17 protein-coding genes are annotated in these 20195 nt (G+C 55.4%); 10 read left to right on the plus strand and 7 right to left on the minus strand.

Annotation, left to right across the window (positions count from 1 at the left end):
• Nucleotides 1-101: 101 nt before the first annotated feature.
• Entirely contained in the window at nt 102-293 is a 192-nt protein-coding gene (locus tag H9Q75_RS12930) for an integrase core domain-containing protein (protein ID WP_423788624.1), read from the minus strand.
• Between the two features lie 443 nt (nt 294-736).
• On the opposite strand from H9Q75_RS12930, the gene H9Q75_RS02360 reads away from it, so the two are divergent.
• The 3 genes from H9Q75_RS02360 to H9Q75_RS02370 all read left to right on the plus strand — a co-directional run bounded on the left by H9Q75_RS02360 (nt 737) and on the right by H9Q75_RS02370 (nt 6901).
• Nucleotides 737-1579 (plus strand): tyrosine-type recombinase/integrase, encoded by an 843-nt coding sequence (locus H9Q75_RS02360; RefSeq protein ID WP_186564551.1) that lies wholly within the window; start codon nt 737-739, stop codon nt 1577-1579.
• 819 nt (nt 1580-2398) lie between these two features.
• Nucleotides 2399-5677: an S-layer homology domain-containing protein gene (locus tag H9Q75_RS02365; protein ID WP_186564552.1), complete on the plus strand. Its 3279-nt coding sequence runs from the start codon at nt 2399-2401 to the stop codon at nt 5675-5677.
• A gap of 81 nt (nt 5678-5758) precedes the next feature.
• Complete coding sequence (locus H9Q75_RS02370; protein WP_186564553.1) at nt 5759-6901, plus strand: zinc-ribbon domain-containing protein; 1143 nt, start codon at nt 5759-5761, stop codon at nt 6899-6901.
• A 67-nt stretch (nt 6902-6968) separates the two neighbouring features.
• Here the strand turns inward: H9Q75_RS02370 and H9Q75_RS02375 are convergent, their stop codons facing one another.
• Genes H9Q75_RS02375 through H9Q75_RS02385 form a run of 3 tightly spaced genes read right to left on the minus strand, consistent with a single transcriptional unit; the run spans nt 6969 to nt 11408 of the window.
• Nucleotides 6969-8414, minus strand: coding sequence for an HlyD family efflux transporter periplasmic adaptor subunit (locus tag H9Q75_RS02375; protein ID WP_186564554.1), 1446 nt, complete (start codon nt 8412-8414; stop codon nt 6969-6971).
• Nucleotides 8415-8434: 20 nt separating this feature from the next.
• Nucleotides 8435-10747 (minus strand): ABC transporter permease, encoded by a 2313-nt coding sequence (locus tag H9Q75_RS02380; RefSeq protein ID WP_186564555.1) that lies wholly within the window; start codon nt 10745-10747, stop codon nt 8435-8437.
• A gap of 1 nt (nt 10748) precedes the next feature.
• Nucleotides 10749-11408, minus strand: a complete 660-nt coding sequence (locus tag H9Q75_RS02385) for an ABC transporter ATP-binding protein (RefSeq protein WP_243200644.1) — start codon at nt 11406-11408, stop codon at nt 10749-10751.
• Nucleotides 11409-11683: 275 nt separating this feature from the next.
• Between H9Q75_RS02385 and H9Q75_RS02390 the strand changes: the two genes are divergently transcribed.
• From H9Q75_RS02390 to H9Q75_RS02405, 4 genes are all read left to right on the plus strand, one after another.
• Complete coding sequence (locus H9Q75_RS02390) at nt 11684-12244, plus strand: TetR/AcrR family transcriptional regulator (protein ID WP_186564557.1); 561 nt, start codon at nt 11684-11686, stop codon at nt 12242-12244.
• 45 nt (nt 12245-12289) lie between these two features.
• Nucleotides 12290-12715, plus strand: coding sequence for a hypothetical protein (locus H9Q75_RS02395; RefSeq protein WP_243200645.1), 426 nt, complete (start codon nt 12290-12292; stop codon nt 12713-12715).
• Between the two features lie 142 nt (nt 12716-12857).
• Entirely contained in the window at nt 12858-13568 is a 711-nt protein-coding gene (locus H9Q75_RS02400; protein WP_186564559.1) for a response regulator transcription factor, read from the plus strand.
• Nucleotides 13569-13602: 34 nt separating this feature from the next.
• Complete coding sequence (locus tag H9Q75_RS02405) at nt 13603-15645, plus strand: sensor histidine kinase (protein WP_341480882.1); 2043 nt, start codon at nt 13603-13605, stop codon at nt 15643-15645.
• 80 nt (nt 15646-15725) lie between these two features.
• Here the strand turns inward: H9Q75_RS02405 and H9Q75_RS02410 are convergent, their stop codons facing one another.
• From H9Q75_RS02410 to H9Q75_RS02420, 3 genes are all read right to left on the minus strand, one after another.
• Nucleotides 15726-15893: a hypothetical protein gene (locus tag H9Q75_RS02410; protein ID WP_186564561.1), complete on the minus strand. Its 168-nt coding sequence runs from the start codon at nt 15891-15893 to the stop codon at nt 15726-15728.
• A gap of 169 nt (nt 15894-16062) precedes the next feature.
• Nucleotides 16063-17211 (minus strand): hypothetical protein, encoded by a 1149-nt coding sequence (locus H9Q75_RS02415; RefSeq protein ID WP_186564562.1) that lies wholly within the window; start codon nt 17209-17211, stop codon nt 16063-16065.
• Nucleotides 17208-17840 carry a redox-sensing transcriptional repressor Rex gene (locus tag H9Q75_RS02420; protein WP_186564563.1) on the minus strand — a complete coding sequence of 211 codons (633 nt, stop codon included), beginning with the start codon at nt 17838-17840 and terminating at the stop codon, nt 17208-17210. Before H9Q75_RS02420 ends, H9Q75_RS02415 begins: the two co-directional genes overlap by 4 nt.
• Before the next feature lie 175 nt (nt 17841-18015).
• On the opposite strand from H9Q75_RS02420, the gene H9Q75_RS02425 reads away from it, so the two are divergent.
• The 3 genes from H9Q75_RS02425 to H9Q75_RS02435 are packed head-to-tail and all read left to right on the plus strand — an operon-like array spanning nt 18016 to nt 20190.
• Nucleotides 18016-18405, plus strand: coding sequence for a spore cortex-lytic protein (locus tag H9Q75_RS02425; protein WP_186564564.1), 390 nt, complete (start codon nt 18016-18018; stop codon nt 18403-18405).
• Between the two features lie 13 nt (nt 18406-18418).
• The gene (locus H9Q75_RS02430) at nt 18419-19627 is read left to right on the plus strand and encodes a peptidoglycan-binding protein (protein ID WP_186564565.1); all 1209 of its coding nucleotides are present in this window, start codon (nt 18419-18421) and stop codon (nt 19625-19627) included.
• Entirely contained in the window at nt 19627-20190 is a 564-nt protein-coding gene (locus tag H9Q75_RS02435) for a peptidoglycan-binding domain-containing protein (protein WP_186564566.1), read from the plus strand. Before H9Q75_RS02430 ends, H9Q75_RS02435 begins: the two co-directional genes overlap by 1 nt.
• Nucleotides 20191-20195 lie beyond the last annotated feature (5 nt).

Raw genomic sequence — 20195 nt, forward strand, 5'->3', positions numbered from 1 at the left:
TCAAGGTTTTTTCTTTTTGCCTTTTCAGAGCCCTTGCTCCAAAACTCACAAAATGCAAAAGTATTGTTTTTACGCAAGGACATGATTTGAACACAGCTTTTTCATAAACGTGCCCAGTATGACCCTTCAAATGCCAGCGGCATTTTATATTTCAGGGTTCGGTGCGGACGAAGCTCGTTGTAGAATTGAATATACTGCTCCACGCTTTTTCGAAAGCTCTGTTCTGAGGCGTACTCCCTGCGGTACGCCTCTTCTTTTTTTGAACGAAGCAAAGAATGCTTCGGCAACCGCATTGTCGTGTGGCTGTGCCGTAGCAGAACAGGACCGTTTCACCTTGCACTTCTGAAGCCGTTCTGTAAAAGCGACCGATGTAAAAGGTCAGTAAAATAATATATAATATACTTTCAGAGCAACCCGCAAAATGAGCATTGGCGAAAAGGAACTGGAATTACAGATAGACAGCATTCAGCCAAAAGTGCTAACCCTCGATATCACTGGCACTAGATTTTTTTAAGCCCTATAATTACACTCCGGCCATGTAAAGAGGCACTGTTTTTCGAACATTTTTATCGAAAAACAGTGCCTTTTCTGGCTTTTGTGGATGATACAGAGACTCGTGCAAAAAAGTCGGAAAGTTGTCTCATAAAGGCAGGCATTTTTCCGGCTTTTTTTATTTTTACATACATTCCTATCTAAACGGTAAAATAAATTCAACTTTTCGGTAGGAGGCTTATATATGAAGAAAATAATTACTGCTTCTATGGTTCTCGACTTCCAAAACTATCTTATCCAAGAGGAGCGCAGCAATGGAACGAGAGAGAAATATCAACGCGATCTGGCCCATTTTACAGCGTGGCTGGACGGGCGGCCTGTTTCCAAAGAGCTCGCAGCCGCGTGGAAAGAAGCACTGCTTGAGCAAGGCTACGCGCCAATTACAATTAACTCTATGTTAGCCGCAATCCACCAGTTTTTCGCTTTCATGGGCTGGACGGACTGCCGAGTCAAGTATCTGCGGGTACAGCAGCGCCTGTTCCGGGACACAGCCCGGGATTTGGACCGGCGGGAGTATGACCGCCTGATCGAGTGTGCACAGAGATCTGGAAAGGATCGCTTAGCGCTTTTGATGGAAACAATGGGCTCCACCGGTATTCGTGTCAGCGAGGTACACTATCTCACGGTAGAGGCGGTTCGGAAGGGCCGTACGGATATTTCACTGAAGGGCAAAATTCGCACCATACTCCTACCATCCAAACTGTGCCGCAAACTTTTAAAATACGCCCAAAAAGAAAAAATCGCTTCCGGTGAGATCTTTCTCACCAGAAACGGAATAAGCCTATCCAGAAAGCAGATCTGGTCAGAGATGAAGGCGCTCTGCGCTGAGGCTGACGTAGCCCCGAGCAAGGTGTTCCCCCACAATCTGCGGCATCTATTCGCACGTACCTTTTATCACGTCGATCGGGATGTTGCGAAGCTGGCGGATATCTTGGGGCACAGCTCCATTGAAACCACCCGGATTTATCTAATATCCACCGGGGTGGAGCACGTAAAAACGCTGGACAGACTGCACCTTGTTTCATAAAGCAGGACAAAATGTATATTTTGTCTGTAATGGATTTGTAAAAGCCGCTTAGGAATCCGTTTTGTTTGAGAAAGAGAGTCGGCTTTCGCAGGAAAATAACAAAAAAGTGCGCAACAAATTTGGGCCGTCAAACAGTCTTGTTTGTCGGCCCAAATTTGTTGCGCACAAACGTTTAAAAAGGGTTGATATATTAAAATTCTGATGATAAAATAATGTTACTCAAAGATAATGTATCCGTGAAATGGAGTAGCTTTGGGAACAAAATATACATTTTGTTTCGACAATAACACAACCTTTGAAACAAAATATACATTTTGTCCTGGTCGACTAAAAGGGGGGAAATTTGCGGCCTATTTCTATATCCGTGACAGGAATAATGAGTTTTTAAAAGGAGTGAAGAACAGCATGAGGAAGAGAGTTTTATCCATGGTAATGGCTTTCATTTTGGTCATAAGCCTATTGCCAACCGCCAGTCTGGCTGCAAACAGCACAAAGACCTATTGCTGGAATGTGGCCACCATTACGCCAAAGACAGCCCCCTCCACGGGGTATACCTTGGCTGCTGCCTCCGGAGAGGTCAACAGGGCGGCAAATGTTACGGTTTCAGTGAGCAACAGCAATGCGGAGGATGCGGTGTGGACAAAGATCAGTGCCTCCTCCTACACATTGGGGACAGAGACGTACTCCAAGAGGTATATAAAAATTCAGCCGTCCGATGGTTACTATGTTCAATATATAGTCGTGGCGTGTAATGATAACGGAAGTTATGGCCACGGCGATGGTTTGAACTGTCAGTCTGTCGGCAGCGGAAGCGCCTATATGGATCGCTTTGATCCCACAAACGGAGACATTATTCTTGACACCAAGGTGAATGGCTTTTTCCATGGGGGCCGGGGGGCGCCGTATCACATTCTCATTCAACTGGCCAAAATGCCAAATCCGGTTTATGTGATCTACGATGCAGGTGAAGCTGGTGCCCTGTTCAGCAGTGAGTCAACCATTGTCTCTTCTGCCGATGCCTATGCCACCAGCGGCGGCAGCGTTAGTTTTCAATTCGCAACTGAGGACCAGAGCCATAGTGTGCTTGCCCCTGCAAAGACACAGGTTTCTGACAGCAGCTATACATATACCTTTACCGGCTGGAAGCTGGGATATTATTCTACAGTGGACGCCACCGGAAGCTTCCCTGTTTTTTCCGGAAAACTTGATTATGGAGATCAGGCCGTTGACAGCGGCTCTGCTATCAAGCTGAGCACCTACGCCAGGCTCACTGCCCAGTGGACGAAGGAGGAGCGCCCCACGCCTCCCCCTGTAACCACTTATACCCTGACCTATGACGCCAACGGCGGAGTTTCGGAGAGCGTACCTGCCCAGGTGACCGGCCTGGAAAACGGTGCTGCTCCGGGCTTGACCACCTCTCCCGCACCGACCCATGCTGACACAAGTGATAACCTCAAGGTCACTTTTATCGGCTGGACCGCCGAAGCGACGACCCAGATTTTTGAGCAGGATGATGTTAAGCCCAGCACAATCAACTCTGTAACCATCGACGGCGAGAATGTGACAGTCTACGCCGCCTGGGGTCTGGACACCGACAGCGACGACGTTCCAGACGTTTTAGAAAACAGGTTTACCCTGATCTACGATGCCAACGGCGGAACAGGTGCTCCTGAGGCGGAATGTGTGCTGACACAGGAGTCCAGCCATATCTTCACCGTATCCTCCACAGAGCCTGCCCGAACCGATTATGAATTCTTGGGCTGGGCCGACCAAGATGACGCCAATGAGGCAGATTATCAGAGCATGGACGAGATCACACTGACTCTGGCCGCTGATTCGGCACGCTCCGCTGAAAAGACTATTTATGCGGTTTGGGCCGAACAGGATACTCCCACTCCCCCAGCTACAGAGTGGGACCACTCCAAATCCAAGTCCGCTACAAATCTGATCAAACAGTCCGACGGCACTTATACCTCCGAGGTAACCCTGGCCCTGCCCAGTGCGGAGGAAGAGCTGGCGACCGACGTGGTATTTGTGTTGGATAAGTCCACCAGCCAGGAGTTGGAGGAACAGGCTCTGGGTATGCTCGACAATCTGAAGGAACACATTCAGAGTACAAATGCCAAGATCAAGGTTGGCGTTGTTATCTTTAACAAAGAGGCCCATGTGACCGGCTTTATGGACCTGTCGACCCAGTACGATGCGATTGCAGAAGCCATTCAGGCCGAGGTCCAATCTGGCACCAACACCCACGCCGGCCTGCTGGCTGCTAAAAAGATGCTTGATGAGGATGCCGCTGTAGATGCCTCTCGTAAATACCTCATTTTTGTCAGCGACGGCATCACCTATATATACGGTGCGGAACCCACCTCCACTGCGTGGGAGTTCTATGCTGATGCCCCGAAGCATTTTGCGGGCCCGGACAACTGGGCTACAAAATACGGCAGCAATGCCGCTCCCGTGGACTGGGATGCTTGGCTGAGAGAAACAGGCGCCCAGGTTGAGGATGACGGAACCACTTACGATTATCCGTACCAAGGCACATTCCCCGAAACGTATATCCCCTATACAGAGAATGAAAATCACGCTATGTCTGTGGATAAGGCGCTGTATCTGACCAATCAAGTCTATCAGTCCGCCGTTCAGGACGGCTATCACTGCTATGCCATGGCCGCCAATCCGAGCAAAGGACAGGACTATGCATGGGGGCCATCCTTTATGGAATTCCTGGCCAACGGCCAATCTGTCGATTTTAGCTGCATTGAGGAAGAGATCCTCTACCTGGTGGGCCCCGGCTCCAGAGTCATAGATGAAATTGGCTCCGGAACGGGCAGCGACGCCTATAATTTCGACTTTATCCTTGGAGCTGACCAGCTGCGCCTTACAGTCGGTGAAGTGAGTTATACCGCGTCAGAGAGCACCCAAATGCTTGATGAGGGAGAGACAGCCCGCTATGTCTTCACCGCAGAGGGCGTGTCTGCTGAAAATCAGGCGGAAGCTCCCTTTGTTCTGCATTACTACAAGGACGGAATCACGATCGCAGATGACAAGGAGTATGCAGAGTGCTTCATCTGGGATATCAATGTGAGCATCACAAATTTTGCCCGGGTCCAGTTGACCTACTGTGTCAAGCTGACCAACCCCAAGACGGCTTCCGGTACTTACGGCATCTACGATGGAAATGGTGATGGAATCGCCAATGACGGCACAACCGCTGTAACTGCGGATCGTGCACTGTACACCAACAACAGCGCTGTTTTGTACCCTGTGAGTAGCGGCGGTGAAGAGGGTCAGCCGGAGGAATTCCCCAAGCCCTCGGTCAGCTATACCATTTCTGGCGGCAGTTCCAGCGGAGGTAGCACTGTTCTGAATACGGACGACCATTTCTCTTATATCATCGGCTATGACAACGGTTCCCTCCGCCCTGAGGCGAACATCACCCGTGGTGAGACGGCCACTATTTTCTTCCGGCTGCTGAAGAATGACATCCGCTCGCAGTACTGGAGCCAGACAAACAGCTACAGCGATGTAACGGAGGAGATGTGGTATAACAACGCCATCTCCACCCTGAGCAATATGGGCATCATCAACGGATGCGCAGACGGCACCTTCCGGCCTGACGAGAGCATCTCCCGCGCGGAGTTTGCCAAGATTGCGGTGAGCTTCTTTGACTACACGGTGGTGGCCTATGAGGGCTATTTCCCCGATGTGGCGGAGGAAGCCTGGTATGCGGCCTATGTGGAAGCCGCGCGCCAAATGCATCTCATTGAGGGATATCTTGACGGCACCTTCCAGCCAGAGAATCCCATTACCCGCGCCGAGGCCTGTGCCATTGTAAACCGCACCTTGGGCCGTATCCCGGTCAAGGATCGGCTGCTCTCCAGACAGAACATGGTCATCTGGCCGGACTGTGATGCAGACAGCTGGTATTACGCGGACATGATGGAGGCTACGAACAGCCACGACTACCGGTGGGTTTCTTCGAACGGAGAAAAGGTGGAGCAGTGGACCAGCAAGCTTTCCCAGCGTGACTGGGCAGCGCTGGAGCGGGAGTGGTCTGATGCCCACTCCGCCCCCGGCGGAGAAGTGATGGATTAATCCCCAATCTTTACGGAGGAGGAAGGTGCTGCGGCTCCTTCCTCCTCTCCCCTTCTAAGTCCCAAAAGATACGGTGATGACATGAGACAGAGTTTATACGATTTTTGTCAGGAGCACAGCCTAACCCGTGTGTTGGAGCAGTGGGACACGCAACAAAATGCGCCATTGACGCCCCAAACCGTTTCCTATGGCAGCAGGCAGAAAGTCTGGTGGCAGTGTGAGCGCGGACATCGTTGGCAGGCCGCAGTATACGCCCGGTCCGATGGCTCTGGCTGCCCCTGCTGTACCGGAAAGCGCGCCTGTGCCGGCGAAAATGACCTAGCCTCTCAGATCCCGGAATTGGCAGCGCAGTGGCATCCCAGAAAAAACGGAGCCCTGACGCCGGACATGGTTGTGCCCGGCAGCCATAGGAGAGTCTGGTGGCGCTGCGAAAAGGGGCATGAGTGGCAGGCACAGGTCAAGTCCAGAGCAGCCGGCAGCGGCTGCCCCATCTGTAAGAATCGGGCGGTAGTCCCCGGGAAAAACGATCTCCCCACGACTCACCCAACCCTTGCCGCCCAATGGCATCCCGTAAAAAATGGCGCTTTGGCCCCCAGTATGCTGGTAGCCGGCTCCTGTCGAAAGGTCTGGTGGCAGTGCGGACGCGGACATGTATGGCAGGCCTCGGTATCCTCCCGGGCTTTAAATGGCGCGGGGTGTCCCTACTGCTCAGGCAAGCGGGTAATCGCGGGAGAAACCGATTTGGCCACATGTTTTCCGGCAATTTCACAGCAGTGGCTCAACGAGCGGAATGGAATGCTGACGCCGGAGCGGGTCTCTCCCTTCAGTAACCGCCGGGTCTGGTGGCAATGTGCCGAGGGCCATATATGGCAGGCCGCAGTATCCGCCCGAACGGCCCAGCTCAGCGGCTGCCCCTATTGCACCGGGAAAAAGGTGTTGACCGGGTTTAACGACTTAGCCACGCTGGAGCCGGCTGTAGCCAGTCAATGGCACGCTGAATTGAATGGAACCCTCACCCCACAGATGCTTACGCCTGGAAGCCATCAAAAGGTCTGGTGGCAATGCCCGGAAGGTCATATATGGAAAGCAGTCGTCCACTCTAGGACAGGAGCGCAGAGATGCGGCTGCCCGGTATGTGCGGGCAAGGTGAAGCCTTCCCGTGAGACACAGTATCGTCAAGCGCTGGTTCAGGCAGCCCTGGCAAATCGGCAAAAGCCGGTGTAATGTATAGAAGTCCGCCTGATGAGGGATCGAAAGATTCCTCATCAGGCGGACTTTTTGCTGTGTGCCCTTAGGGTAGAATTACCTCGTCGCTTTCGCTCAGGCCGCTGGTAATCTCCACATAGCCGCCGCCGGTCAGGCCGGTCTCTACCGCCACCTCCTCCGGCTTGCCCTCCCGCAGCACCTGGACGGTTCCCTGGCTCACCGCCCGCTCCGGCAGGCGCAGGCAGTTCTCTTTCTGCTCGGTCAGAATGGATACCGACACATTCATGCCCGCCTTCAGCCCCTCTGTGGCCTCCAGAGCAAGCTCAACGGTATAATCGGTAACCCCGCCGGAGGTAACACCGTTTTCGTCAATCCGGCGCACCGATGCGGCGTAGGTCCTCTCCTCTCCGCTGTCCGTGGTAAAGGCGACCTCCGCCTGCTGGCCGGGCCAGATGCGGTCAATATAAATTTCGTCAATGGGCACATTGATACACATGGACTGCTCCTGCACAATGGTGGCCATGGGGGCGGCAGCGCTGGCAAAATCGCCGGCCTTGCAGCTGCGGGCAGAGACCACGCCGCCCGCAGGAGAAAGGACGATATAGTCCTCCCGCTTGGCCTCCAGCTGCGCCAGGCTTACCGCTGCGCTCTTTTTTGACAGGCGGGCATTGGCCGCCGCGTTGGTCAGGCTCTCATTCTTGATGGTCATCACGGTTTCTCCCACCGTCACCGCGTCGCCCACCTGGATCGGAAGGGTAAGCACCTGTCCCGACTGCGTGGAATAAATGGATTGCGCGGTCGCGTAGCCCACTGCGGCGCCGTCCATGCATTCTGCGTTTCCAACACGGGCCATGGCAATGGTTCCGCTGGTCAGGACGCCGGGATTGACAAAGGAAATCTCCACGTTGACCCCCTCTCTGCCGCCGGCCAGGGCGGTTGTGGTGTCATAGACCCGCTTCACTGTGCCGGGAACGGAATCGGCATAGGAGGAAAAGGTCACCACGGCCGCGCTGCCGGGCGTGATCGACTGAGCATCCTCTTTTGCGAAGGGCAGCGTTACCGTCAGATTGATTTGGTCCTCCACCTGTGCGATGGGCGTGCCCGTGCTGACAAAGTCCCCCACATGGACATGGACCGCCGTAACGGAGCCGGCGGCGTGGGAGGTGACCGTCAGATCCGCACAGGCCTCCTCCGCCTGGCGGCAGGCCTCCGCCGCGCTGTCCAGGGACAGCTTCGCCTGTGTGATCTGGTCCTCCAGGTCGGAGGAATCGATGACATAGAGCTCCGCCCCCTCGGCCACCGTGTCCCCCTCCTCAAAGCTGCAGGAGAGAATCTTTCCGCTCACCAGGGGAATGACGGAGAATGGGTCCCGATAGGCCACCAGCCCGGTATCCTCCACCACATTTTCTATGGTTCCCACGTCCGGATGCACTGTGGTGTACTCCGCCTGCCCGGTCTGGCTGCACCCGCTCAGCGGCAGCAGGCACACAAGGCAGACCGCAGCAGCCGCCCTACAAATCGTTTTGCCCATGGACTTATTTTCCCCTTTCCTTATTCCACGCTTTTCAGCGCGCCCAGCATATCAATATCCCGCATTTTGCGCCCGATCACCCTATTCACAAGCAGCGCAAACAGCAGCGTGATGGCGCAGGAGAGCACAAAGGACAGCGGTTTTGTGGCGACCTCCAAAGGCATGGTGGTGAGCATGGCCACAAACAGATGGCTGAGCAGGATGCCGAAGGGCAGCCCCAGTACAATGCCCGCCAGGGCGAAGATAATGTTCTCGCTCAGCTGCAGCCGCTTGATCTCCCGGTCGTAAAAGCCCAGCACCATCAGTGTGGCAAGGCTTCGGATCTGTTCAAAAAAACTCATGATCCCCAGGTTATAGATGACCACGCAGGCCAGACCACCGCCGAAAAGAATCAGGATATAGGCCACCAGAGACGAGCTGGACAAGGTCTCCGCCGCCGCGTCAGTCACGGACTCCCGGGTCTGCCAGGCGTCCACAAAATCGTAGCGGTCCAGCTCGGCGGCCAGCGCCTGGCGCTGATCGGTGGCCAAATAGGCGGTGGTCGGGACATAGGCCAGACCCAGGCTCCGCCATAGGCTGCGGCCTACATAGGCACCGCTGACACAGCGCTGAATCTCCGACACGAGGATGGGATAGAAGCGAGGATCTCCTGTAAAGCGGACCATCACCGTGTCCCCCGCCGACACATCCAAAGCCTGGGCCACGCTCTCCTCCAGGACCATTCCGTCCGCCGGCAGCGGCGCCGTATCCGGGGCGTAGGGGTCGTAGAGCCGCAGCTCCGGCTGGTCCTCCGCCACGGTGAGTGTGGCAGTGGTCAGCTGGTCCTCCGAATAGAACCAGCAGGCGGTGGTCATTTCATATTCCGCCGCATCCACCATATCCAGACGCCACAGCCGGCTGTACTGCCGCTCGGTCACATAAGTACTCAGATCCACCATAATGTCATAGCGGTTTTGATTCTGTGTCAGCGCGTCGGCATAGTGGGTGATGGAATCGCGCAGGGCAAACGCCGCAAAGACCAAGGCCATGCAGAACGCGATGCCAAAGACACAGGTAAGCATCCGCGGCTTGTTGCGCAGGGTGCTGCGGATGATGTACTTTTGATTAAAGCCCAGCCGGCGCCAGAGGGGTTTGATCCGCTCCAGCAGCACGGGCTTGGTACTTTTGGGCGGCTTTGGCCGCATGCACTGGGCCGGATTCTCCTTCAGCTCGGAGCGGGCCACCAGCCAGGCGCTGCCGATGCAGCACACCGCGGTGATCAGGAACGCCTCCGCCCAAGTCTTATAATTCCATACCACCTGATAGGCGGGCAGATCACTCCCGGTGGACAGGGTCTCCACAATCAGCCGGATCAGCAGTTTGCTGGGCAACACGCCCAGTGGGAAGCCCACCAGCACTACCAGCACCGCGTGCAGCAGATAATAGCCCATAATAGTGCTGTCATAGTAGCCCAATGCCTTAAAGGTACCAATGGCGGATCGGGCATTTTCGATCAGGCGGCTCATATTGCTCACCATCAGCAGCACGGCACACAGAAAAAAGAGCACCGGAAAAAGCTTGAGGACGGGGGTTAGATCGTCAGTGGTGCCCTGAAAGGCGTATACCTGCATGTTGTCCTCCAGGGCCAGGACGTTGACCACCTTTTCCCCCAGCCGCTGGTCGATTTCCTGGCGGATGGCGCGGTCTTCGGCCTCGTCGGACACGGTAATACAGATCTGGTTGTACCGGTTTGCCCCCATCAAAGCGCTGAGCACCGTCTCATTCAGATAGGCAAAGCCGTAGCGTAGCGGGTCCGGCATGGGCGTGGTGGCATTGATATGGCGCATACACTCCGGGTCCTTGACCAACCCGCAGATCTGCAGCCGCAGGTCAAGACCGGCCCCCGGGATCGTCATCTCGTAAAAATCGCCGATTTCCAGACCATGGGCCGAGGCAAACTGGTCGCTGATTACCATTTCGCGCTCTCCGGCCGGCAAACGCCCCTCCACCAGATAGGGGGTATTGATAGAATAGTCCTCCGCAACCGCATACAGTGCCAGCGTAACGCTCTCGTCGCCCCGCTTGTTCGCGTCAAAAACCAGGCGTGGCTGCACGCCGGTGACGCCAGGGATCTGCTCCAGCACCCGGCAATCCCTCCGGTCCAGATCCGTTCCGGTAATCCAGTAGTCGGCCACATTCTGCCCGTCGAAATAGGCGCTGTTAATCTGTGCCACATTATAAAAAATGCCATTGAGCGCCACATATACCATCACGGCGATCATGGTGATGAAGATCACGGAGACCAGGCGGGAGAGCGTGCTCTTCAGGTCGCGAAAAAAATTCCTCCAAAGCATACTACCACTCCAGCTCCTGAACAGGGACGGGATTGGGATTCTCTGTAAAGGACTCGATCTTGCCGCTCTTCATGCGGATCAGCACGTCCGCTGTGGGCGCCAGCGCCCCATTGTGGGTGACCACGATAACGGTTTTTCCGCTCTTGCGGCACAGCTCGTACAGCAAAGCCAGGATGGCCTTGCCCGTCTTGTAGTCCAACGCGCCGGTGGGCTCGTCACACAGCAGGATATCCGGATTTTTGGCTAGGGCGCGGGCAATGGCTCCGCGCTGCTGTTCACCCCCGGAGCACTGGGCCGGAAAGTTGTTGGCCCGATCCCCCAGGCCCACCATATCCAGCACTTGGCGGGCATCCAGCGGATTTTGGCAGATTTGGCTGGCCAACTCCACATTTTCTAGCATGGTCAGGTTGGGCATCAAATTGTAGAACTGGAATACAAAACCAATGCTGTTGCGCCGGTACTCCGCCAGCTGGCGCTTATGATAGCGGGAAATCTCCCGCTCCCCTACCAGCAGTCTGCCGCCGGTAGGCGAGTCCATCCCGCCCAGCATATTCAATACCGTGGACTTGCCTGCGCCGCTGGCGCCCAGGATAATGGTATACTTCCCCTCCGGAATGGTAAAGCTGATGTCGTCCACCGCCCGGATGGATATTTTTCCCATAATGTATTCTCGCACCAAATGCTCTGCCCGAATTCCTGCCAAGGCGCATCTCCCCATTTCATCTGATACTGTAAGAATACATACCAGGTGTTGGATTTGCAACCGACAGTTAGAAATTTGTTGCTTTTAAAACAACATTTCCTTTTTTATTGTCTTCTTTACAGCCATTTTGGGTCGTTTTGTCGTCGTTTTGCCCAGAGTAGCGAATTGACATTCCCCCGCACGCACCCTATAATCAAAGTGACAGTCTATTGATTAGGAGAGGGGCGCAGACATTGGAACGGCGTGAAAATCAGCGGGTCATGCTGACAAAACGGCTGATTCGCGAAAGTCTGATTCGTCTGATGGTACAGGAGAGCGTACATAAGATTTCCATCCGCATGCTCTGTGAGGATGCGGGCGTCAACCGTTCCACCTTTTACAAGTATTACGGCAGCCAATATGACGTCCTCGCGGAGGTCGAGGCGGAGTTTATTGCCGGGATTCAGGACACCCTGGAGGACGGCGACAACAGTTCAGCCTCCTCCGCCCGGAAGCTGAACATCATCTGCGCCTATATTGAACAAAATATTTCCTTGGTAAAGCTGCTGATTGACAACAATATTACACAGGACTTCCCAACGCGTCTGTTCCGCCTGCCTCAGATCCGTGCCACCATCGCGGACCGTCTGGCTGGGCGGTATGACAGCGAAAGCCAGGATTATATCTACGCCTTCCTAATCAACGGCTGTTACCAGTTGATCCAGGAGTGGCTCAAACGGGAAGATCGGAAACCTTTTACACAGGTCGCGCTCCTCATGCAGGAGCTGATCGACCGGATCTGTGGAGCGGAATAAGGCAGACGCGCTGAGGGATACTATCCCCGAGGTGATGTATCAATGATGCAGTCAAACGAGCTGCTGCAATATATCTACAAAACAACTGAGATGGGCAGGGACGGCATTCAATCGGTTTTGAAGTATGCGGAGGATGAGCGATTCCATCAGGCGTTAGAACAGCAGCTGACTGAATATGAAAAGCTCCGGGGCGCTTCGGCCCAAATGCTGCTGGAGCGCGGCGAGGCTCCCCAAGGAAACGGCGCGGTATCCAAGGTGTCTTCCCAGGTAATGACTGCTATGCAGGCTATGACGGACCACTCTACGTCAAAACTGGCCGAAATGATGATTCAGGGCAACACCATGGGCATGTCCAAAAGCCTAAAACACCTGCACGACTATGAAGGAAATGATGAGCAGACCCGCAATCTGGCGGCCAAGCTTCTAAAGACAGAAGAAGCCAACATTGAGCAAATGAAAAAATTTTTGTAACAAAAGCCCGTCCGGCATCTGCCGGGCGGGCTTTTTGCACTTTCCGTACAAGTATGGTAAAATCGTAAGGGTTTTGAAAGATTTGTCTCCGCGCTTTTGTAAGGAAAACGCGCTAAGATCAAAACGGTTGAGGAGGGGTCGTATGAATGAGTGTGTTCTGGTGGTTGACGACGACCGCGAAATTGTCAAGGCCATTTCCATTTTATTGGAAAAAGAGGGGTACCGGGTGCTGAAGGCCTACAATGGCATGGAAGCTCTGGATCTGGCGCTTGATCCGTCTCTGCGGCTGATTCTCATGGATGTGATGATGCCGCAGCTGGACGGACTGTCTGCGGTCCTGAAGATTCGGGAGCAGCGCAATCTTCCGATCATCGTTCTCTCTGCCAAGAGTGAGGATTCAGACAAAATACTGGGATTATCCATGGGTGCGGACGACTATGTGGCAAAGCCTTTTCATCCTCAGGAGCTGGTTGCGCGGGTGCGCAGCCAGCTGCGCCGCTATACCTCTCTCGGGGATGTCAACGCAGCCGGACGCGCCAAAGCGGTTGTGACCGGGCGGCTGCGCTATGACCCGGAGACCCGGGAGCTGCTGGCCGACGGGGAGCCGGTACGGCTCACCGCCACAGAGCTGAAGATTGTGGACCTGCTCATGCGCAACTTGGGGCGGATTTTCCCCGCTGAAGAGATCTACCGCCGGGTTTGGAACGAAGAGGCGTTTGCCGCAGAAAACACGGTTATGGTACATATCAGACGTATCCGTGAGAAAATCGAGCTCAACACAAAAGAGCCGGAGTACTTAAAGGTGGTGTGGGGAATTGGATACAAAATGGAAAAAATCGAGGCCCGCTGTTAGCTTTTTTTGCTTTGTACTGGGAGTAAGCCTCCTGGTGCTCAGCGGCCTTCTGGCTGGGTACGGCGCGGCGCATGACTACTGGGGCAGCGCGCTGGACGCGCTGAAGCGCGACTATCAGGATACAGCTGCTTTTCAGACGCAAATAACCGATCAGCTGCAGAGCCTGCGGCAAACCGCTCAGCGTGGCGACTGGGATGAAACGCATTTTTTTGATGGAAAAAACCTGCTCTACCAGGTCTGTCGGGACGGCAAGGTGCTTTTTTCCAATACACACGAGCTCTCCCCGTCCGGCGCTCTGCCCGAGGGCTTTAATTTCCGCCTCTACTTTGACGGTGAAAAGGTGACCGTTGAAAAAGACGGCGAGGCCCTGGACATATACGGCGACGGCTACTACCGTCCGGAGGAAAACGACTGGTTCGTCCCTGGATACCACAACCTTACGGCTGAGGACACCCTCTATGGCTACGGCAATCACGCATCGACACAGGCGGCGGCGACCCCTACCCCCTCTACAGACCGCTCTGCAGCGGGCAGGGTTACCGTGTGTATCGCGGCCGCCCGGGAGCCCGTCTACTGGGATGCGGGCTACGATCCTCTGTACCAGCTGGTGGAAGGTCTGTACAGGGCACGTACCGCTCTCTCGCTGCTGGCCATCTTTCCCATCGCCGGGCTGATCTGCCTTGCCGTCTATGTGGTCCGCCGCCGGGACAAGGCCCTTGCTGACCAGGCGATCGCCTCGGTCACCGGTCGCATTTGGCTGGAAATCAAGCTTCTGCTGCTCATTCCTCTGGGGTTATCCATATTCGGAGCCTTTTTCCTGTGCTTCAGCTTTGTTTTCTTTGGGCTGGAGCGCCCGCTCTCCACCTATCTTCTGCTGCCCCCTGCCGCGCTGTGGGGGAGCTATCTGGTCGTCAACGACCTGCGCTACAACGGCAGGCGGTGTTTTACCCATAATTTCTGCTCTGCCTGTGTGCAGCTGTTCCGCACCGGAGAGCTGCGCTACCCTGTCCAGCGCCGGCTGGCCCGAAGGGCTGTCTGGCAGTTTGTTTCCGCCCTCCCCTTCATCATTGCCGCCGCCCTGTTTGCGGCGCTTACCCTGTTCGGCGGATACTTCTACTACTACAGTGGTCTCACAGTGCTTCTGTTCCTCTGCTGTCTGGGGGGAGTGGCCCTGATTGCCGTCCAGGTTCTGCTCCTGCGCCGGAGCAAGCAGTCTGCCGCCGACCTGGGCGTTCTTCTGGATCGGATTGACGCAGTCCATGCCGGAGCGCTGGATCAGGCCTCCTCCCTGCCCGAAGACTCTGACCTGCGTCAGGCGGCGGAGGCCCTGGGAGACATCGAGTCGGGCATACGCTCGGCGCTGGAGGAGCAGACACGAAGCGAGCGAATGAAAGTAGAATTGATCGCCAATGTCTCCCACGATTTGAAGACCCCTCTTACCTCTATCATCAGCTATGCAGAGCTGCTCAGTCAGGAGTCTGGTCTGCCCCGGCATGTTCAGGACTATATCAGGATTTTGAATGAGAAAGCCGAGCGCCTGAAAATCATGGTGCAGGAGGTGTTTGAGGTGAGCAAGGCCGCCTCCGGCAATCTGCCGGTTCACCTGGAGACCCTGGACCTGGCCAAACTGCTGCGGCAGACGATGGCGGACATGGCGGAGGCCATTGAGGCCAGCCGCCTTACCTTTCGCCCCCAGCTGCCGGACCAGCCGGTGCTGATTCAAGCGGACGGCGACCGGCTCTACCGTGTGTTCCAGAACCTGATACAAAACGCCCTGCAATACTCCCTGGATGGATCACGGGTCTACCTCTCTCTGTCGGTTCAGGAGAACTCAGCCGTGGTTCGGGTGCAGAACACATCAAAAGATGAGCTGCCCGATGGGATTGATTTTACCGCCCGTTTTGTCCGGGGCGATGAGAGCCGCACGGACGGCGGCAGCGGTCTGGGTCTGTCCATTGCCCGCACCTTTACCGAAGCCTGCGGCGGCGCCTTCCGCGTCGAGGTAGTGGCTGACCTCTTTGCCGCCGTGGTCACTTTCCCCCTCTCCAAAGTGTCGGCCCAGGAAAAGCAGTCCTAATCGCAGCAACGGAAAGTGCGGCGGAGCAATTTGCTCCGCCGCACTCTGTAATCTGGCCGTAGAACCGCCGGGGACCTGATTCAGCAGCCGCAGCCGTTATTGCAGCCGCAGCCATTGTTGCAGCCACAGCCACAACCGCAGCCGGAACCACCCCAGCTCCCGCCGCAGCAGCAGCAAATGATGATAATAATCAGAATGATCCACAGGCAGCCGCCGCCGCCAAAGCCACAACCGTTGTTACAACCCATATGAAGTACCTCCTGGTTTGAAGTGGAAACCATCTGCAGGTCGGCGGCGTCGCCGCCCTCCTGTCCGGTCTCGTTTTATCCTATGCCGGCCGGTTGGTTTGGTGCAGAATCACGCGCACTCCCAAAATAAAAATCCGGCGCTCTTAAGAGCGCCGGATTTTTGTATCACTTAGCTCATACGGGCCACAGATACACCCGGCATAACGCTGTTCACCTTTGTCGCATCCAAAGCCCCGGAAGCCGTTAATCCAGAGAGCATGGTGCCACCCGCCTTACGCGGAGCGGAAAGGGCAAAATAAGAGGCATAAACCACCTGGGCCCGCAGGAAGGGCGACTGAGAGAACTGTTTTTGCTCCGCCGTGTTGAGCACCCCCAACTCTACACTGCGGCTGACCGCATTGGACCATGAAAAGTCCGGGCTTGCGCCGCTGTCGCTGTAGCCGAGCGCCCGCAGAAGAAAGGTCATATATTCTCCCGCGGACATCACTGTGCTGGTTCCAAAATACATCTGCCCGGAGGCACTTGTCCCAACTCCCTTGGTATACCCTTTGGCATAGGCATAGGCGGTATAGCGCTCACACCAGGCGGGTGTGTCCACAAACGGATTTTCTCCTGTGTAGGCCAACGCGGCCGGCTCTTCTCCAATCAGGCGCAGAAACATAACCAGGCCTTCGATCCGTGTGGGCACTGCCTCCAAATTATACCCAGAGCCGTATCCGATATCGCTGCCCCGGAACAGACCCATGTCCATGAGCGCCTCGGCCAGAGCGTTGTAATCAGTCGTGCTGCTGGGGGAGAGCGTAAACGCCCCCTCGGTGCTGATGACCGCCGTGTCTGACGTTACTGTAATGGCAGCCGTGGTATTCTCTGCCACCAGATAGCGATGACGGGCTGACAGAGCCGTGCCCTGGTCTAAAGTTTGCCCTAATGTCACATCAATGACCGCCCCTGAGGAGGTATAGCCGGCGGATGCGCTTCCTGCCAGCAGCATAACGCCGGAGCCGGTGCTCAGAGAGATCACATCGCCCCGCTTGTAACGCTGATCTGTCAGCGCCGAGCTGCCGTTTCCTCCCTTCCTCCCTGCCTGGGTGAGATAAGCGTTATGCTTTGCCTTTAAGTCAGACAGAGCCGTCTGATAAATTCCATCTAATCCGCTGTCAATTTTGTCCTGCGCCTGCTTGATCACTTCCGGGGTATAGGTTTGCTCCAGATAGTCCAGCGAGATCAGCGGGTCAGAGGCCGACCCGCCAGCTGCGTACACGCCTGCCGATCCAGCGGCGAGCACGGCCGCCAGCAATAAAACGACTGCCCTTCTCATGTCTCCTCCGAAATCATATAGCTCAGTGCCAGCAGGCTGTCGGCAAAATGTACGTCCTCAATAATAACCTCAGGGCTGCTGACATTCAACTCAATGTTCGTAAAATTCCAGATTCCTTTCACCCCGCCGGTAATCAGGCGCGCAGCAATCTGATTGGCCACCCCGCGCGGCACGGTCAGCACACCGATGCTGGTCCGGTGGTCCCGCAGGTAGCTGTCCAGCTGGTCTACGTGGTAAACCGGCACGCCGGAAAGGCTGCAGCCGACCAACTCAGGCGCTATATCAAACGCCGCGGAGAGCCTTACGCCGTTCCGATCAAAATGGAAGTTTTCCATCAGCGCCCGCCCCAGATTTCCGGCGCCCAGTATCACTGCGGTATGTCCCCGATCCATGCCCAAAATATCGGAAATTTCGCCCCGCAGCTTCTCCACATTATAGCCATAGCCCTGCTGGCCGAATTCTCCGAAGCAGGACAAATCCTGCCTGATCTGGGAAGCGGTCAGGCCCATGGATTCTCCCAAGGCGTTGGAGGAAATTCGTTCTACTCCGGCCAGGTGGAGGTCATTCAAATGCCGGTAATAGCGGGGCAGCCGGCGAATTACAGCAGTGGAAACTTTTTGTTTTCTCATTATCTCACGCCTCATCCTAAGCACAGACTTTCAAGTTTAGTTTAACCGATTCCGGCCTGGATGTCAACGCCGTGCTCCGCGAAATCCCTCCCACCCCCGGGGTAAAATCCTCAACCGGAGCGGAACGGGCCTGATTCCAGCCACATAGAGTAGAAGAGAAAAGGAGGAATGTAATTTGGCCTCAAACGGAACCATTCTTACGCGGGTCTATATCTCAAATGCCCAGATTCCAATTCCGGGTGCCACCGTGGCATTTACCCAGAAACTCCCCGACGGCCGCTACACCCTGCTGGCAACGCGTGTCTCGGATGAAAGCGGAAAAACCGCCCCGGTAGAAGTACAGACTCCCGATATGTCCGCCGGATTGGAACCGGGCGGAGCGGTGCCATTTGCCTCGGTGGATATATGGGTAGAAGAGCCCGGCTTTGAAATGCTGCGCATTGAGGATGTACAGGTCTTTCCGGACCGGGCCACCATACAGGATTTGGAATTGATCCCCCTCCCGGAGCAGGTCTCCCCCTCGGTGCGCACTGAGATCGTACAGATCACACCGCAGAATCTATAGGGAGGGACTTCATATGCCGCCCATCGTTACGCCATATATTCCGCAGTACATTACCGTCCATATGGGAACGCCTGACGCCGATGCGGAAAATGTCACGGTCTCTTTTCCAGACTATATTAAGAATGTGGCCTCCAGTGAAATTTATCCCACCTGGGAGCCATCTGCAATCCGAGCCAATATTCTAGCCATTATTTCATTTGCACTGAACCGGGTATACACTGAATTCTACCCCAGCCGGGGGTATCCCTTCCAGATTACTGCCAGCACTGCCTATGATCAGAAGTTCATCAAAGGGCGAAATGTTTTTGAAAATATAAGCCAAATAGTGGATGAAATTTTTAACACCTACATCCGCCGCACCGGGTTTATAGAACCACTCTCCGCTAAATTCTGCAACGGCACCACTTCTACCTGCGACGGCCTGTCCCAGTGGGGTAGTCAGGCGCTGGCAGAGCAAGGCTACAATTCCATTCAGATTTTACGCAATTATTATGGGGATGACATTGAGCTGGTGACCAATGCGCCGGTTATGAAGGTCCAGATATCCTATCCCGGTACTCCCCTTCGGCGCGGCAGCACCGGGGCAAGCGTGGTGCAGATGCAGGCGATGCTCAACCGCATCTCCGGAGACTACCCTGCCATCCCCAAGATCTGGCCGGTGGACGGTATATTTGGGGAGAGCACCGAACAGTCAGTGCGCCGCTTCCAGCAGATTTTCAACCTGACCCCGGATGGGATTGTGGGAAACGCCACCTGGTATAAGATGGTATATCTCTATGTAGGCATTCTAGACCTGGCCGAACTGATCAGTCAAGGGCAGACCTTTTACCGAGTCAACTACAATACTCCGGATTCCCTTTCTGAGGGGGACACCGGCGAGGGTGTCAGAGTGATCCAGTATCTGCTGGCCGTGGTATCCGAATTTTACAACAATATCCCACGTGTCGCTGTAGACGGCGTATTCGGCCCCGCCACGCGCAATGCGGTCATCGCCCTGCAGCGCCTGGCCGGCCTGTCCGAGACCGGTGTGATGGATGAACCCACTTGGCAGGCACTCTATCGAATCTACGCCGGCATCACAGATGCTACAGCCGCCTACAGCAACGTCATCCCAGAGGAGTACCGCCCACAGCTCCCGCCCGGTGAGGCTACCAGCTTAACACAATTCCCAGGCCAGACACTTTCTCTGGGAGACAGTGATACGAGAGGAGGCACCACTTGATGCGGCAGACTGATTTCACCGGAAACCCCGTGCTCAGCCTACAGACCATGCTGCGCACCATCTCTTTTCGCTACCCGATCATTCCCCGCTTAACCCCGGACGGCCTGTTTGGGGAGCGCACCTTGGAGGCGGTCATGATCTTCCAGAGAGAGTTTTTCCCGCCGGTTACCGGCCAGGTGAACAACGCTACATGGAACGCCATTGCCGCGCTCTACCGGCAGGTACTTCAGAGCCTGCGTGCTCCACGCCCCGCCACCGGCTTCCCAAACCGCGACTACACCATTGAGCCTTGGCAGCCCAACGTCCACATCAATATCATTCAATCCATGTTTCAGTCCATGTCCAATATTTTGGAGCAGATCGAACCCAATGAGGTAAACGGTGTGCTGGATGAAACCACTCAGCGCAACATCCGCCGCATCCAGCGGCTCAACGGCGCGGAAGAGAGCGGTGTCATGGATATGGCGGTATGGGATACCCTGTCCCGACTGTACACCATCTTTGTCACCTATGCGCAGACACCTTGGCTGACCCGCCCGGAGTCGCTTCAATCGCCCTCTTAAAAGAA

Origin of the sequence: Lawsonibacter celer, from assembly GCF_014281125.1 — a bacterium.
Classification (GTDB): domain Bacteria; phylum Bacillota; class Clostridia; order Oscillospirales; family Oscillospiraceae; genus Lawsonibacter_B; species Lawsonibacter_B celer.

What these genes read in the sequence shown, in the direction of transcription:
- H9Q75_RS12930 (WP_423788624.1), bottom strand. Translation starts at nt 293, where the DNA reads ATGCGGTTGCCGAAGCATTCTTTGCTTCGTTCAAAAAAAGAAGAGGCG.
- H9Q75_RS02360 (WP_186564551.1), top strand. Translation starts at nt 737, where the DNA reads ATGAAGAAAATAATTACTGCTTCTATGGTTCTCGACTTCCAAAACTAT.
- H9Q75_RS02365 (WP_186564552.1), top strand. Translation starts at nt 2,399, where the DNA reads ATGGATCGCTTTGATCCCACAAACGGAGACATTATTCTTGACACCAAG.
- H9Q75_RS02370 (WP_186564553.1), top strand. Translation starts at nt 5,759, where the DNA reads ATGAGACAGAGTTTATACGATTTTTGTCAGGAGCACAGCCTAACCCGT.
- H9Q75_RS02375 (WP_186564554.1), bottom strand. Translation starts at nt 8,414, where the DNA reads ATGGGCAAAACGATTTGTAGGGCGGCTGCTGCGGTCTGCCTTGTGTGC.
- H9Q75_RS02380 (WP_186564555.1), bottom strand. Translation starts at nt 10,747, where the DNA reads ATGCTTTGGAGGAATTTTTTTCGCGACCTGAAGAGCACGCTCTCCCGC.
- H9Q75_RS02385 (WP_243200644.1), bottom strand. Translation starts at nt 11,408, where the DNA reads ATGGGAAAAATATCCATCCGGGCGGTGGACGACATCAGCTTTACCATT.
- H9Q75_RS02395 (WP_243200645.1), top strand. Translation starts at nt 12,290, where the DNA reads ATGCAGTCAAACGAGCTGCTGCAATATATCTACAAAACAACTGAGATG.
- H9Q75_RS02400 (WP_186564559.1), top strand. Translation starts at nt 12,858, where the DNA reads ATGAATGAGTGTGTTCTGGTGGTTGACGACGACCGCGAAATTGTCAAG.
- H9Q75_RS02410 (WP_186564561.1), bottom strand. Translation starts at nt 15,893, where the DNA reads ATGGGTTGTAACAACGGTTGTGGCTTTGGCGGCGGCGGCTGCCTGTGG.
- H9Q75_RS02415 (WP_186564562.1), bottom strand. Translation starts at nt 17,211, where the DNA reads ATGAGAAGGGCAGTCGTTTTATTGCTGGCGGCCGTGCTCGCCGCTGGA.
- H9Q75_RS02420 (WP_186564563.1), bottom strand. Translation starts at nt 17,840, where the DNA reads ATGAGAAAACAAAAAGTTTCCACTGCTGTAATTCGCCGGCTGCCCCGC.
- H9Q75_RS02430 (WP_186564565.1), top strand. Translation starts at nt 18,419, where the DNA reads ATGCCGCCCATCGTTACGCCATATATTCCGCAGTACATTACCGTCCAT.
- H9Q75_RS02435 (WP_186564566.1), top strand. Translation starts at nt 19,627, where the DNA reads ATGCGGCAGACTGATTTCACCGGAAACCCCGTGCTCAGCCTACAGACC.